The 14,157-nt window shown below is 37.3% G+C and carries 15 protein-coding genes and 1 riboswitch; of the genes, 2 read left to right on the forward strand and 13 right to left on the reverse strand.

Annotation, left to right across the window (positions count from 1 at the left end; genetic code table 11):
* Window positions 1–142: 142 nt before the first annotated feature.
* The 9 genes from ACXAGJ_RS23525 to ACXAGJ_RS23565 form a co-directional block, all read right to left on the reverse strand.
* Complete coding sequence (locus ACXAGJ_RS23525; RefSeq protein WP_474843475.1) at window positions 143–1,078, reverse strand: threonine ammonia-lyase; 936 nt, start codon at window positions 1,076–1,078, stop codon at window positions 143–145.
* A gap of 30 nt (window positions 1,079–1,108) precedes the next feature.
* Window positions 1,109–1,957: an alpha/beta hydrolase family protein gene (locus ACXAGJ_RS23530; RefSeq protein ID WP_474843476.1), complete on the reverse strand. Its 849-nt coding sequence runs from the start codon at window positions 1,955–1,957 to the stop codon at window positions 1,109–1,111.
* A 12-nt stretch (window positions 1,958–1,969) separates the two neighbouring features.
* Entirely contained in the window at window positions 1,970–2,971 is a 1,002-nt protein-coding gene (locus ACXAGJ_RS23535; RefSeq protein WP_474843478.1) for an NAD-dependent epimerase/dehydratase family protein, read from the reverse strand.
* A gap of 106 nt (window positions 2,972–3,077) precedes the next feature.
* Entirely contained in the window at window positions 3,078–3,476 is a 399-nt protein-coding gene (locus tag ACXAGJ_RS23540; protein ID WP_474843480.1) for a hypothetical protein, read from the reverse strand.
* A gap of 25 nt (window positions 3,477–3,501) precedes the next feature.
* The gene (locus ACXAGJ_RS23545) at window positions 3,502–3,942 is read right to left on the reverse strand and encodes a VOC family protein (protein WP_474843482.1); all 441 of its coding nucleotides are present in this window, start codon (window positions 3,940–3,942) and stop codon (window positions 3,502–3,504) included.
* A gap of 127 nt (window positions 3,943–4,069) precedes the next feature.
* The gene (gene dnaN / locus ACXAGJ_RS23550; RefSeq protein ID WP_073315309.1) at window positions 4,070–5,188 is read right to left on the reverse strand and encodes a DNA polymerase III subunit beta; all 1,119 of its coding nucleotides are present in this window, start codon (window positions 5,186–5,188) and stop codon (window positions 4,070–4,072) included.
* 130 nt (window positions 5,189–5,318) lie between these two features.
* Window positions 5,319–5,894 (reverse strand): DUF1572 family protein, encoded by a 576-nt coding sequence (locus ACXAGJ_RS23555; RefSeq protein WP_474843484.1) that lies wholly within the window; start codon window positions 5,892–5,894, stop codon window positions 5,319–5,321.
* Between the two features lie 66 nt (window positions 5,895–5,960).
* Window positions 5,961–6,992: a FecCD family ABC transporter permease gene (locus ACXAGJ_RS23560; protein WP_474843486.1), complete on the reverse strand. Its 1,032-nt coding sequence runs from the start codon at window positions 6,990–6,992 to the stop codon at window positions 5,961–5,963.
* Window positions 6,993–8,132 carry an ABC transporter substrate-binding protein gene (locus ACXAGJ_RS23565; protein ID WP_474843488.1) on the reverse strand — a complete coding sequence of 380 codons (1,140 nt, stop codon included), beginning with the start codon at window positions 8,130–8,132 and terminating at the stop codon, window positions 6,993–6,995.
* Between ACXAGJ_RS23565 and ACXAGJ_RS23570 the strand changes: the two genes are divergently transcribed.
* Complete coding sequence (locus tag ACXAGJ_RS23570; protein ID WP_474843490.1) at window positions 8,131–8,874, forward strand: Dph6-related ATP pyrophosphatase; 744 nt, start codon at window positions 8,131–8,133, stop codon at window positions 8,872–8,874. The two genes, ACXAGJ_RS23565 and ACXAGJ_RS23570, sit on opposite strands and share 2 nt — an antisense overlap.
* Here the strand turns inward: ACXAGJ_RS23570 and cobC are convergent.
* Genes cobC through ACXAGJ_RS23590 form a run of 4 tightly spaced genes read right to left on the reverse strand, consistent with a single transcriptional unit; the run spans window position 8,871 to window position 11,695 of the window.
* Window positions 8,871–9,389, reverse strand: coding sequence for an alpha-ribazole phosphatase (gene cobC, locus ACXAGJ_RS23575; protein ID WP_473280613.1), 519 nt, complete (start codon window positions 9,387–9,389; stop codon window positions 8,871–8,873). The genes ACXAGJ_RS23570 and cobC overlap by 4 nt on opposite strands.
* Window positions 9,371–10,135, reverse strand: coding sequence for an adenosylcobinamide-GDP ribazoletransferase (locus ACXAGJ_RS23580; protein WP_474843492.1), 765 nt, complete (start codon window positions 10,133–10,135; stop codon window positions 9,371–9,373). The genes cobC and ACXAGJ_RS23580 overlap by 19 nt, the downstream gene beginning before the upstream one ends.
* Before the next feature lie 3 nt (window positions 10,136–10,138).
* Window positions 10,139–11,173, reverse strand: coding sequence for a nicotinate-nucleotide--dimethylbenzimidazole phosphoribosyltransferase (cobT, locus tag ACXAGJ_RS23585; RefSeq protein ID WP_474843494.1), 1,035 nt, complete (start codon window positions 11,171–11,173; stop codon window positions 10,139–10,141).
* Between the two features lie 9 nt (window positions 11,174–11,182).
* A complete protein-coding gene (locus ACXAGJ_RS23590) occupies window positions 11,183–11,695 on the reverse strand; it encodes a bifunctional adenosylcobinamide kinase/adenosylcobinamide-phosphate guanylyltransferase (protein ID WP_474843496.1) in 513 nt (170 codons plus the stop codon).
* Between the two features lie 81 nt (window positions 11,696–11,776).
* Window positions 11,777–12,036, forward strand: a riboswitch (cobalamin riboswitch).
* A gap of 80 nt (window positions 12,037–12,116) precedes the next feature.
* Here ACXAGJ_RS23590 and ACXAGJ_RS23595 point away from each other — a divergent pair.
* The gene (locus ACXAGJ_RS23595; protein ID WP_474843498.1) at window positions 12,117–14,084 is read left to right on the forward strand and encodes a TonB-dependent receptor plug domain-containing protein; all 1,968 of its coding nucleotides are present in this window, start codon (window positions 12,117–12,119) and stop codon (window positions 14,082–14,084) included.
* The last annotated feature ends 73 nt before the right edge of the window (window positions 14,085–14,157 follow it).

Here is a 14,157-nt window from a genome sequence, read left to right on the forward strand (position 1 = left end):
CGATTAGTTTTGCAACTAATTAATTAGTAGTTCTACTAAAAAATTAGGAGATAGTTCTGTAAACCTTTTAAAATAGGGGAGTTCTGAGAAATGTTAAAAAAAAATAAAAGCTTAAGGCAATGGCTGATAGACTTCTTATTGTCTAAAAAGGGAGATGATTTAAATCCACATTACCACCAGATAGTACAATGCCCACTTTCTTGTTTCTGAAACGCTCCTTATTTTTGAGTAAAGCTGCAAAAGGGACTGCACAAGAAGGTTCTATAATTATTTTCATACGCTCCCAAATCAATTTCATGGCATGGATAATTTCTTGTTCTTCTACTCGTATGATCTCAGAAACATGCTTTTGTATGATAGGAAAGTTGACCTCTCCCAGCTGGGTTTTAAGTCCATCTGCTATGGTGTTCGTACTGGTGTTTGTTTCGATTTTACCACTTTGTAGGGATCGATAGGCGTCATCTACCTCAAAAGGTTCTCCACCGATCACTTTACAATTAGTTCCAAAAAAGTGGGCTGCAAGAGCGGTACCTGCGATAAGTCCACCACCACCAACGGGAGTAAAGATATATTCCAAATCCTGTTGATCTTCTAATAGTTCTAGAGCAGCTGTACCTTGTCCCAAAATAACATCCAGGTCATTAGAAGGGTGTAAAAAAGTAGCTCCTTTTTCTTTTTGGATTTGCATCGAAGTATTTTCTCGATCTTGCAGGGTAGGAGGACATTCTATGATTTCACCTCCATATCCTTTTACAGCATCTTTTTTGACTTGTGGGGCCGTAGAAGGCATTACGATGTAAGCTTTTACTCCCAAACTTTTGGCTGCAAGTGATAAAGCTTGTGCAAAATTCCCAGAAGAATGGGTAACTACTCCTTTGGATTGTTGTGCTTCGGTAAGCTGAAGAATAGCATTGGCAGCGCCTCTCATTTTGAAAGCTCCCATACGCTGAAAGTTCTCACACTTAAAGAAAATAGAAGTTCCAGAAATTTCGTTAAGCAATCGAGAAGTAAGAACAGGAGTTCTATGAATATAAGGTGTGATTCTGGTATGACAGTCCTTTAGATCTTGTTTCGTCATTAACAATGCAGTATTTACGTATTTATTTTCCTAGATAGCATCAAACCAATGCAGTGTTTCTTTCCAGAGGGTATCTTTAAATTTCCTGCTGAAAAAACCAAAATGACCAATTTTATTGGTAGGTACATCCTTTAGTTGAATTACCTTTAATTGTTTATCGGCTTGTACAAAAGAATCATGAATTCTTCGGATAGCCGTTTCGGTGCCAATAGGATCATCTTCTACTCCCAAAGTTAGCAATTTATTGGGATAAGCATCATAGAAAAATTGGATTCCGTTTGCTTCGAGCTGCTCTTTCATATCTTCTTGCAAACGTCTTTGGTGCCATTGGTCAATGACACCTTTGGGCACATCTTCTAGCATTCCTAATTTCTTACCCGGAAAATAACCAACTATTTTAGTAATGAGTGGTAACACCCCATGCCAAAGAAAATAAATCTTTCGTCGCTGTTTTTTATCCCAATCCTTGTAATAAGCAGTTTGAGCTCCTATGTTGATGATACCACTTATTTTTTTACAATGTTCTGTCATACCAATGATGGTTCCTCCGATACTATGACCAAAAACAAAAAGTTGCTGACCCGGGAACTCTCGCAATGCAAAATCAACTACTCCAGAAAAATCGTGTTGCCCCCATTCTAAAAACGAAGTCGTAAACCCTCTTAGTTTTTTGGGTCTGGAAGCTGCAATTCCTCTATAATCATAGGTAATTACATCATACCCTTTTTCTGACATGTATATCGAATAATGATGATACAATTTCTTATCCACCGCTGTTGCAGAATTCATGATCAAGACTTTGTTTTTTGAAACGTCCTTATTTGATCTGTAAATTTGGGCAGAGAGTGGATAACTATCAGTGGCAGGAATGAGTTTCATAGATATGATGTGCTAGGGTTTGAAGATGTAATTTTGTGATATAAACCAGTCAATAGTAAGGCGTATGGCTTGTTTTAGGGTAGTTTGTGGGGAGTATCCGAGCTCTTCTTTGGCTTTGTCCCCATTTAGGAACTGTCCTGCGGACATCACAGCTATAGCAGTATCGTCTAGAAGAGGCAGTTCTCCTCCAAAGAGTTTGTATTTGGTAATCTTAATTTTTGAAATTAGTTTCGCCAGGCCCAGTGATACTGATTTTGGCATTTGATCAATGTTTTCTAATCTGATAATGGTCTCAATGAGTGTTTTCATAGAGACATTTTCTCCGGTAATAAGGTAACGATGTCCTATTTTTCCTTTAAAACAAGCCAACAATAATCCTCGGGCTGCATCTCCCGCATACACTACGTTTCTATCTCCTTGTACATATCCTGGTAAGGTTTGGTTTACAGTATTGGTAATAATACGCCCGGTGGAGGGACCATAATCATATTCGCCAAAAGTCATTGAAGGGATACCAATAACAATGGGTACTCCATTTGCACCAGCTTCTCTTGCAATTTTATCCATTATCCATTTTACCTGTACATAAGCAGATTTGTTTTTAGGACTTTGGGTGTAGATTTCATCTTCGTTAGCGATTCCGGTTTTAGATTTGGGGATAGCGATAGCACCACCCAAATACAGTGCTTTCTTGATGCTACTTTCTTTGATAGCAGCAACAAAGTTGTTGATTTGCTTTTTAGCAATATTCACCTCTTCTTTTAAAGGGCGCGGGACAGTAGGGTAGTATGCTCCACAATTCAATACATAATCTAATCCTTCGAAAGCCGTAATTAAACTTTCCTTGTCGTTGAGATCCGCTATTCTTGCCTGAAATGTAAGATCTGAAATAGTAGAGAGGTTAGAGTTTTTTCGATGGATTACAAAGAGTTCGAGGTCTGGATCAGACTGAACTAGTTTTGCAACATGATGCCCCAGCATACCAGTAGCTCCTATAACTCCAATTTTTCGCATATGATTTGTCTCTATACAAATATAGCATCTCAAGAAGATGCTATATGAATTTTTAATTGACCATGACTAAGATTATTTTCTGATCAATGAAATGTGAGGCAATACTTTATTGAGAGGCTCCACAATTTCCATTTGGACCAGCAAACAACTCCAAGGTTTTAATTTTATCATTTACCGATGAAGCAAAGTTTTGTTTTTGATCATGCAACAAACCTATTAAAGTTGCTTCTAAAGTTTTTTTATCACTATTGGTAATAACTCTTATAACGTGCTTTCCACTTCTCAAGGTCTTTTTAAAAGGAGTTTGCATACCTCTTAAAACAACTTCTTTAGACTCGGTATGACCCGCTGGAGTAGTCTCAATTTTGACATCAAAACTTTCTACTTTTCCAGAAAGTGAGTTTACTTCTAAAGCATACGAGTATCCTTCAACATCTTCTTTCGGACTAAATCCGGTGGCAATTACTCCTACCAAGAGTGCCATTAGTACTATTTTAATTTTCATAGTAGGTGTTTTTATAATATTAGGGTTATTGGGTATTATTTTCTACATCACAGCCCACCATCCAGTGGATACCGTATTGGTCAGTAAACGTTCCGAAAAAAGAACCCCAAAAAGTCTTCTCCAAAGGCATTGTAATGTTTCCTCCTTCAGAAAGAGCATTAAAGATTCTTGTGGTTTCTTCTATGGTGTCTACGGTTATTGAAATCGAAAAATTACTTCCTTGATTAACAGGGCCTCCAAATGCTTCAGAGGTATCACTTCCCATTAGAACAGTTTCTTTACTAATTGGAAGGGAAATGTGCATGATCTTTTCCAAATCGGCTTCATCCACAGCATAATCAGGATTCTTTGGCATTTCGTTAAATCTTCCTACGTAGCGAAAATCACCTCCGAAAACGGATTTATAAAACAGAAAAGCTTCTTCGCAATTTCCGTTAAACGTAATATATGGATTTATCGTAGCCATTTTTACTTAGGTTTACTTGATAAACTTACTATAAAAAGAGAAGGATTCCAAAGAAAATTATAAACCAAAACATCCAACCCTGGCTATAGGATTGGATGTACAATGGTATTTTTAATGATTTTATGTTCTAGTTGTTAAGCATTACTGGCATCACTAGCATGGTCACATATTCTCCTTCATCTAGTCCATCTACAGGAGTAAGAATACCAGCTCGGTTCGGTAATGACATCTCAAGTTGCACATCATCGGCATTGAGATTATTAAGCATCTCGCTCAAAAAACGAGAGTTAAATCCTATTTGCATATCATCTCCCTGATAGTCACAAGTAAGTCTTTCTTCCGCTTTGTTGGAGTAATCGATATCTTCAGCAGAGATATTCAACTCGGCACCAGCGATTTTTAAACGAATTTGATGTGTTGTTTTATTCGAGAATATAGATACACGTCTCACCGAATTTAAAAACTGCGTTCTGGCAATGGTAAGCTTATTCGGATTCTCTTTTGGGATTACTGCCTCATAATTTGGGTATTTCCCATCGATTAGACGACAAATTAATTGTGTTTCGTCAAAAGTGAATTTTGCATTAGATTCATTATACTCGATCATTACTTCACTATCGCTTCCTGCCAAAATACCTTTAAGCAAGTTCAATGGTTTTTTAGGCATGATAAATTCTGCAGATTGAGAAGCCTGCACATCTTCTCTAGTGTATTTCACCAATTTATGAGCATCGGTAGCCACAAAGGTCAATCCTTCTGTAGAAAATTGAAAGAACACTCCACTCATAACAGGTCTCAAATCGTCATTACCTGTAGCAAAAATTGTTTTGCTAATAGCAGTAGCCAGAATATCTCCTAGAATAGTAGTCGAACTTGGATCTTCCAGTTCTACAGCTTTCGGAAATTCTTCTCCATCAGCATACGCCAAAGCATACTTACCGTGATTTGAGCTAATTTCAATAGTATTATTGTTTCCAACTACAAAGGTCAAAGGTTGCTCAGGAAATGTTTTTAAGGTTTCTAACAACAATTTTGCAGGAACAGCCACTGTGCCTTGATCCGAAGATTCTACTTCTAATTTTGCGGACATTGTGGTTTCCAGGTCAGAAGCCGAAACCGTTAACGCGTTACCATCTAATTCGAATAAAAAGTTATCTAAAATGGGTAAGGTGTTACTATTATTGATAACTCCTCCTAATACCTGAAGTTGTTTTAATAAATATGAACTGGATACTATAAATTTCATTTGTATGTGTGACTAGTTTTGTACAGTTTTACGCAAATATAATTGTAATCCCCAAGGATTAGGTCATGCAGAAAACCATAGTTATTAACAAACCGAAAGGAGTTATTGACTATTTCAGGAATTCAATTTCTCAGTCTTTGTTATCTTTCATCAATTTGTCGGTATAGTGCGCCTTGTGTTTTGGTGCCGAGAACCTTTTTTGATTGTATTCAGACGATTTTCCTTTAGGAATAGAAAGACTTTGCCACTGCGAACCCGAAATCATTTTTCCGAGAAAAACAATCTGACCCACGTGATACGAATAATGTGCTAATTGTCGGTTAATCGCTTCGGTAATGGTGTGTTCGATATTTCTGATATAAACAGGTTGTTCAAAATTATCCTCGGTAATACTATCCAGCGCATTAAAGAGACATGCCCAACCTTCGTTCCATTTGTCCAGAATTTGCTCTTTGGTAGTGAGGTCACTTTCAAATTCTGCATCTCTGGCCCTCCATTCTTTTTCACCATCAGTAGTTAGAAAATCTGTCCATCGAGACCTCATATTTCCCCAGAGATGTTTTACAATAATACCAATGCTATTACTGTTTTCATTGTATTGCCAAAAGAGTTGTTCGGCGGGTAATTGATCAATGGTTTTTTCTCCTAAAGATTTGTAGTATTGAAATTGCTTGTGTATTCCTTCTAGATATTCTGTAGCATTCATATCCAATGATTTGATCTTAAAGATAATTGATTTTGGAAATCAATGGAAATAAAAGAAAGTAAACTTCTAGAATAACATTTTGCGTTTTCTTACCAATAACCAAATCACTACCGGAGCACCAATAAGGGAAGTAATGGCATTAATAGGTAAGGTATATTCGCTCGATGGTAATTGAGCAATACTATCACAAACCAGCATGATAATACTACCTATTAGTAGTACTGCAGGAATCAGCGTTTTATGATCCGAGGTGTGAAACAATTGTCGGGTGAGATGTGGGACAGCCAAACCAATAAAAGCAATAGGACCTGCAAAAGCGGTAATTCCTCCGGCCAAAATACCTGTAGAAAGAATAATAAGGAAACGACTTGTTTTAATATTTAGCCCCAGACTACGGGCATAATTCTCACCAAGTAAAAGAGTATTTAATGGTTTTATTGAGAAAATAGTAAGGAGAATTCCAACAGCAAAAATCCCGAAGAAGATCAAAACGTCATTCCAGGTCAAGTTCCCCAAACTTCCGAAGCCCCAAAAAATATATTGTTGTAATTGATCAGCAGGCGCAAAGTAGGATAGAACGCTTACCACAGCAGTGGTAATACTACCAAACATTAATCCAATGATCAAAATAGCCATGGTATCTCGAACGCGAATAGAAACGAGCATTACTGCAAAAAGGACCAAAACACTTCCTAAACTGGCAGCCAGAACCAATCCCCATTTGGATACAATAAAAAAAGATACCGCAGCTCCGGCAAACGAACTACTTAGAATTAAAATGGCTACTCCAAGAGTAGCTCCAGAACTAATTCCCAGAACAAAAGGACCCGCCAAAGGGTTTCTAAAAAGCGTTTGCATCAATAACCCAGAGATGCCTAACCCGCTGCCTACAATAACTGCAGTGATTGCTTTGGGTAATCTGTAGTTGATAATGATATGTCTCCAGGATTCTTTTTCGACATTCCCACCAAATAAACTACTTAATGTGTCTAACCAGGGAATAAACACAGATCCCAGACTGATATTAGCAATAAAACAGATCAGGAGCAATAAGCTAATACCAATAAAAACTTTTTTATATGATTTGTTTGGGGTCAATTAGTTCAGTTTTTCAAAAAAATAAGGTTCATAATCGGTTAGCAGTTCCGGATGCGCAATATGAATGATATCTTTTAAAATCAAATCTGGACGCATGGGACCTAATTCATAATAAATTAAACCTCCTTTGGGGCCCATCTTTAATGTCGAAGAATATACGGTTTTATTTTTAAATGCGTCGAATAAGGCATATTGATGATTCTTTTCTTGCAATGCCTGTAAAGAGGTCGAGTTACCTGAACCTATCCACAAATCAGCATTTTGTCCTTTTTCCAGAACACTTTCAAAACTAAGCGCAAGACTACCATTTTTTTTAGTGTCTTTCCATAGATAATCTGTACCGGCATCCTTTAAAAACTGCGCAATATAGCTATTACCGCCAGGCACATGCCATACATCTTTGAACATACTACCAGAGATTACAGTAGGAGATGATTCCACATTTTTAGCCAGAGTAGAAGATTGTGTATAATCTTCTTTTATTTTCTGAAAAATTTCTTCGGCATTAGTTTCTTTACCAAAGAAGGCAGCCACAAATTTGATCCATTCTGCTCTTCCCAAAGGGTGTTCTTCCATCCAGGAACCATTGATCACCACAGGAATTCCTGTTTTTTGAATAAGATCGTAGGCTTTAGTATCTCCTGTTGCCGAAAACCCAATGATTAAATCGGGAGAAAGATCTAATACCATTTCTGTATTTAGATTGTACTCTTTTCCTAGTTCTTTTACTTTTCCAGAATCAATGAGTGCCCGTGTTCTTTCTGAAGAGACATAATCCGTATGTGGAAAACCTACCAGTTTTTCCTCCAAATTCAGGTACTCCAACATGGGAATATCTGTGGTAGAGGTAACCACAACTCTCTCTGAAGGAACTTCAATAAAAATCGCTTCATTTGATTTGAATGGTTTTTCAGTTCCTTTTGGATGTAAGATATAAGTAAGTTCGTTTTTAGCATCCGGCCATGGAGTAGTCACCTTAATTTCCTTATAGGTTTTGTGATGCGTTACCGAAAACCCTTTGGCATACTCAATATTTTGAGGTGCCAAATACATGACAGTTAGCGGTTCTGTTTGTTTCTTGTTTTGTTTACATCCTGATACATAGAAAGATAACAGAAGTAGTAAAAAAAGATGACGCATGATGATGTTTTTTGTAAAAATAGTAAATCAAAGAAAGGGAATTCTAACTAATTTTGGTTCGAAAATAGTAATCTCATTGGCAACCATGCAAACAAAAACATTTTTATGCTCTTGGAGTGGGGGAAAAGATAGTTGTTACGCCTTTCATAAAGCCGTAAACAGTGGATTTAAACCCACTGTTTTACTCAATGTGTTAAACGAACACGGTGATCGTTCTCGTTCGCATGGTATTCCCAAAGAAATCTTGGAAGCGCAAGGAGAAGCTTTAGGGCTTCCCATTCATTTTTTTGAAAGCACCTGGGAAGATTATGAACGATTGTATATCAAAAATTTAAAATCACTACAACAATCCTATGGCTTTGGGTATTCTGTTTTTGGTGATATTGATATTGAATCCCATAGAGCCTGGGAGGAAAAAGTATCTAAGGCAGCTGGAGTATCTGCTATTTTACCGTTATGGCAAGAATCCAGAACACCATTGGTAACCGAAATGATCCAAAATGGTATTGAGGCTATTATCACTTCGTGCAATCAGGTATTAGGTCCTGATTTTTTAGGAAGAAAGATAGATACTCAATTACTCAAAGAATTAGAAGAAATAGGTGTAGACCCATGTGGAGAAAATGGAGAGTATCATACGTTGGTTATCAACGCTCCCTTGTTTCGTAAACCATTGGATATTAAGGTAACTGGTAAAGAAAAATCCACAAATTACAATTTTGCTATGCTAGCACTGGTTTAGATACGAAAAACCTCAGAATAGGCAATTTTAATATCAAAAGAATCTTTAAGTGGTATATTTTGTAAATGTGCTAACAATGCTCTTATGGGCCCTGCATGGCTTATGACCGCGATCTTCTCATCAGATTGGAAGTCTAACGAATGATAAAAATCCAAAACCCGGGTTTGAAGCATGGTATAAGATTCTCCAAAAGGAACTTGAACATGAACAAAATCTTTCATCCAAGGAGTTAACTGCTCTGAAGGGATAGCATCCCAGGATTTTAATTCCCAGTCTCCAAAATTGAGTTCTTTTAACCTCTTGTCTAGGATGATTTCTTTTGAAAATGTTTTAGCTAGTAGTCTACAACGTTGCAAAGGGCTACTATATACCTTAGTAATAGCCCCTAGCGGTATTTGTTTATGTATTTCTTTAACTTCTTCAGGAAAAGTATCGGTAACTCCAATATCGCTCTGCCCATAACAGATGCCTTTTTCTATATTGGGGGTGGTATGTCTTACCAGATATAATTCCATATCGCGATTACTGAAAGATAAAATATAACTTCACTTAGTTGTTGTACAGCTCCTGCACAGTCTCCGGTTTGGCCTCCGATCCATTTTTTGAACTTGCCTCCCAAAAACATTTTGGAGATGTACATGGGGATTAAGGTAAGAAACAACCAGGGATTCATAAAGAATAATAAAGGTAAAATACCAAAAACAGCACTTACTAAAACCATGGTAGAGCTAATGTTTTTTGCAGCTGGCTTTGCTTTGCTATCATCATTTTCTCTTACATAGGGATGTGTATACAACAGGGTTAAAGCAATAAAACGACTTAGACTATGCCCTGCGATTAGAGTAATAGGGATATATTCTGTAGGTAGTTCTGATAGCGCTACAAATTTTATGGCTAGTAGCAGGAGGATTCCAATCGTACCATAAGTTCCCAGACGGGAATCCTTCATGATAAGAAGAATCTTTTCTTTGGTCCAACCTCCACCAAAGCCATCACATACATCGGCAAAACCATCTTCATGAAAAGCACCTGTTGCATAGATCGTAGAAAACATAGAGAGTAATAAGGCTATTTCTTTAGAAAAAAGGAAAGAAGTTCCATAAAAAACAGCAGCTCCAATACCACCAACGATAATACCAACCAAAGAAAAATACTTGGCGCTTAGTCGTAGATACTGAGGATCGTGATTTACCCATTTCGGACAAGGAATACGAGTAAAGAACATCAAAGCAGTAAAGAAAATATGAATCTCTTTTTTCATAGTTTATGCGTTAGATACTCCAGCACTTTCAAAACTAGCCATACTATTTAAAAATGCTATGGATGATGCTATAATAGGATAAGCCACTGCAACACCCGTGCCTTCTCCCAGACGCATTCCTAGATTAAGTAACGGTTTTTGGTCTAAAAACTCCAGCATTTTTTGGTGTCCTTGTTCATTGGAGTTATGCGCAAATATACAGTAGTCTATGACTTCTGGATGTAGTGCTTGGGCTACAAGCAACGCTGCTGTAACAATAAAACCATCTACAACAATTGTCATTTTTAGTTCGGCAGCTTTAAGCATAGCCCCGGTAATCATCGCAACTTCAAAACCACCGAAGGTGGCTAATGCTTCCATTGGAGATGTCACCGAGTGTTTTTCGAAAACCTCATTTAGGATGCGTTGCTTTGTGGCTACAATTTCGGATCCACTACCTGTACCATTCCCAACACACTCCGCAACCGGAATTTTGGTAAAATAGGACATCAACAAAGATGCTGCAGAGGTGTTACCAATACCCATTTCACCAAAACCGATGATATTACTTCCGCTGTCAAAAATAGCTTTTACAATATCTGCTCCCTTACGAATAGCTCTTGAACACTGATCCGCAGTCATGGCAGCTTCGTGCTGATAATTTTTTGTCCCATATGCAATCTTGGCATCTATCAAACCGGGAATACTTTCAAAATCATGATTTACTCCGGCATCTACAATGGTGAGTTGTATTTGATGTTGATTGCAAAATACATTGATGGCAGCTCCTTGGTTTAGAAAGTTATAGACCATCTGGGCGGTGACTTCTTGTGGAAAGGGATTGACTTCTCCTTGTTTGGCAATGCCATGATCCCCGGCAAAAACTATTATTGCAGGCTCTTTTAAAACGGGGTTTTCTGTATTTTGAATCATACCCACTTGTAGTGCTATTTGTTCTAACACTCCCAAAGCACCTACAGGCTTTGTTTTGTTGTCAATTTTGGATTGAAGGTTGGTTTTTAAATCTTCGTCAGAGAGTGGTTGTATGTTAAACTCCATAAAACAGAATTAATTTGTGCTTTTGATTTCTACGGGTATTCCGGATACCATTAAGGTGGCTTTATCAGCATGTTTAGCAATATGCTGATTCATCCAACCTTGCAATTCGGTAAATTTTCTACCTACTTCGGTAGCGGCATGAACCCCCATTCCGATTTCGTTAGAAATGATGATGATGGTAGCATCGATATCCAGTAATTTATTAAACTCTTCTTTGGCTAAGCGCAATGATTCTTCAATATCGTTTTTGGTGTCGATAAAGTAATTGGTAAGCCATAATGTTACACAGTCTATTACAATAGTACTTCCTTTGGGAATCACTTTGGAGATTTCTTTTTCTTCTTCTATAGAAGTCCAACGCTCATTACGATCTGCAATGTGCCGATCGATACGTTTGCGGTGATCTCCATCCCAAATTCTTGATGTGGCCAGGTAATAGGGAGTACTGGATAATTGTAGTGCAAGATTTTGCGCATAACTGCTCTTACCAGAACGTTCTCCCCCTGTAATGTAGTACAACATTTTTTTGGTTTTAAAGAGAGCAAAGGTAGTTCTATAAATTATTTATTTGTTAAACTGATCACAAATTCCATAAAATATAATACATTCGCGCAGAATTTTGGTTCTGAGGCACTTTTCGAAGTGTTGAGGATTAAAAGGGAATCAGGTGAAGAATTTATGTTGGCAATCACTACTAAATTTAGGAATCCTGAGCTGTTCCCGCAACTGTAAGCTAAGCTGATGATATAGATCGGTGCTTGTTATTGCTACTACAATAGAACCACTGTCTTTTATTTAGGTAAAGATGGGAAGGTAAATAACAAGACGCAAGCCAGGAGACCTGCCAATATTCAACAGTATCAAACTTTCGGGATAAAGGTTTGGGTATGGGTAAACTACATACTTTTTTCCCTTAATTTTTTAAAATTAAGATAGTTAAGCAATGAACACAAGAATGTTTTTTGGGGCAGCATTTTTACTGCTGGGTTCTTCTGTGGCGATAAGTCAGGAAAGTCAGGAAAGTCAGGAAGACCAAAAAGTAAACGAGTTAGAGGAAGTCGTGATTTCTGACTCTAAGTTCGGATTAAAAAGAGAACAAAGTGGTAAAGTAATTACGAAGATTACTACAGAACAATTGGAGCAAAGCAAGGGACAATCGGTAGCAACTGTATTGAACCGTGTTGCTGGTATCGAGATTAATGGAAATACCAGTGCTCCTGGTCAGAGTCTTGGATATTTTATCCGTGGTGGGCGTAATCGACAAGTAGTAATTCGAGTAGATGGAGTTACCGTAAGCGATCCTTCTACGATTACTGGTGAGTTTGACTTACGATTATTATCCGTAAATCAAATTAAAGAGATCGAGATCCTGAAAGGAGCTTCTAGTACATTATACGGATCTGGAGCGTCTACGGCGGTGGTGAATATTATTACCAAAACCGGGAGTAAAGAAAAGATTTCAGCAAACTTCCAATCGAGTTTAGGAACCAATCAATCTCAAGACGATCAGGATTATGATGTTAATGAGTTTGTAAATCTAGCCTCTATTAATGGAACTGTAGGTAAGGTAACTTACTTAGCAAGTTTTAGTAATCACTTTGCAGAAGGCTTATCTGCGGCAGAAAAATTACCAGATGATACTTCGGACATTACTTTTGAAGATGATGCGTATTCCAAATTTAATGTAAATGCTAGAGTAGGGTATGAGGTAAACGAACAATTAAAAATTGATCTTTTTGGAAGCTTGGATCAATACAATAACGAGTTTGATGCTGGAGCAGGAGCAGATGCAGATAATGATGCTTTTAGTAGACAGTTACGAGCAGGAGCTTCTGCAGAATATAAGTATGATAAAGGAAGCATAGTATTTACCAACAGTTATTCTTTGCTAGATCGTGACTTTTTTGCCAATACCTTTGCTACCAAAAACGAGAGTAGATTCTATTCTTATGACTTGTACAACAAGTACAACTTCAACAATATGTTTTATACGGTTGTAGGGGTTAACGGATCTAACAATGATTATAACGGGTTTAGCGCATCTGCAAGAGGGCAAGAATTTGAACAAACGATTAATGATGAGGTAGCAGATTTTGATATTATTGACCCTTATGTAAATGTAGTGTACGTATCTGATTTTGGATTAAACGTAAATGCAGGAGCAAGATTAAATATTCACAGCGAATATGGAACACATTTGGTGTATAGCCTAAACCCTTCGTACACGTATAAATTTGATGAGAGTTATATCAAAGCTTTGGCGTCATATTCTACTGCTTACATTACTCCATCCTTGTTCCAATTGTACTCGACTAATTTTGGTAACCAGGAGTTAGATCCGGAAGAGAACACCACTCTAGAGGCTGGTTTGGAGTTTTCTTCAAACAAGAAATTACGTATAAGTGCGGTTTATTTTAAGCGTGATGAAGAAAATTTTGTGGACTTTGTAGATACAGGAGGTTTTGTATTTCAATACCAAAATATTGATGCAGACTTTAGCACAAGTGGTTTAGAATTTGAGATTAGTTCTAGATTACTAGAAGATAAATTATCATTAGCAGGTAACTTTACCTATACCGATGTAGACGAAGATCTTTCGCAAATCAGAATCCCTGAGATTAAAGTAAATGCGAATGTGGGTTATCAGTTTAGTGAAAATACGAACGCAGCGATCAATTTTCAGTATAATGATGAGAGAGACGATAGCTTCTTTAATCTGGCAACTTTTGCTTCAGAACCAATTACTTTGGATTCGTATGTGTTAGTTGATTTTTCGATCAACCACAGAGTGTCTAAACACGTAAGTCTATTTGCAACTATAGAAAATATCACCAACGAAGACTATCAGGAAATTTTTGGATTTAGTACTCGTGGTAGAAATGCAAGATTTGGATTGAATTTGGATTTCTAAGGAATAAAAATAACTACAATAAAAAAACGCCATTCTGATCACGAATGGCGTTTTTTGTATTATACGAGATAGC

This window comes from Aquimarina sp. AWH4_224 (assembly GCF_056160245.1).

Bases quoted from the DNA above. Each gene is read 5' to 3' on its own strand.
- ACXAGJ_RS23525 (WP_474843475.1), bottom strand. From the start codon at position 1,078: ATGACGAAACAAGATCTAAAGGACTGTCATACCAGAATCACACCTTAT.
- ACXAGJ_RS23530 (WP_474843476.1), bottom strand. From the start codon at position 1,957: ATGAAACTCATTCCTGCCACTGATAGTTATCCACTCTCTGCCCAAATT.
- ACXAGJ_RS23535 (WP_474843478.1), bottom strand. From the start codon at position 2,971: ATGCGAAAAATTGGAGTTATAGGAGCTACTGGTATGCTGGGGCATCAT.
- ACXAGJ_RS23540 (WP_474843480.1), bottom strand. From the start codon at position 3,476: ATGAAAATTAAAATAGTACTAATGGCACTCTTGGTAGGAGTAATTGCC.
- ACXAGJ_RS23545 (WP_474843482.1), bottom strand. From the start codon at position 3,942: ATGGCTACGATAAATCCATATATTACGTTTAACGGAAATTGCGAAGAA.
- dnaN (WP_073315309.1), bottom strand. From the start codon at position 5,188: ATGAAATTTATAGTATCCAGTTCATATTTATTAAAACAACTTCAGGTA.
- ACXAGJ_RS23555 (WP_474843484.1), bottom strand. From the start codon at position 5,894: ATGAATGCTACAGAATATCTAGAAGGAATACACAAGCAATTTCAATAC.
- ACXAGJ_RS23570 (WP_474843490.1), top strand. From the start codon at position 8,131: ATGATGATGTTTTTTGTAAAAATAGTAAATCAAAGAAAGGGAATTCTA.
- ACXAGJ_RS23565 (WP_474843488.1), bottom strand. From the start codon at position 8,132: ATGCGTCATCTTTTTTTACTACTTCTGTTATCTTTCTATGTATCAGGA.
- cobC (WP_473280613.1), bottom strand. From the start codon at position 9,389: ATGGAATTATATCTGGTAAGACATACCACCCCCAATATAGAAAAAGGC.
- ACXAGJ_RS23580 (WP_474843492.1), bottom strand. From the start codon at position 10,135: ATGAAAAAAGAGATTCATATTTTCTTTACTGCTTTGATGTTCTTTACT.
- cobT (WP_474843494.1), bottom strand. From the start codon at position 11,173: ATGGAGTTTAACATACAACCACTCTCTGACGAAGATTTAAAAACCAAC.
- ACXAGJ_RS23590 (WP_474843496.1), bottom strand. From the start codon at position 11,695: ATGTTGTACTACATTACAGGGGGAGAACGTTCTGGTAAGAGCAGTTAT.
- ACXAGJ_RS23595 (WP_474843498.1), top strand. From the start codon at position 12,117: ATGAACACAAGAATGTTTTTTGGGGCAGCATTTTTACTGCTGGGTTCT.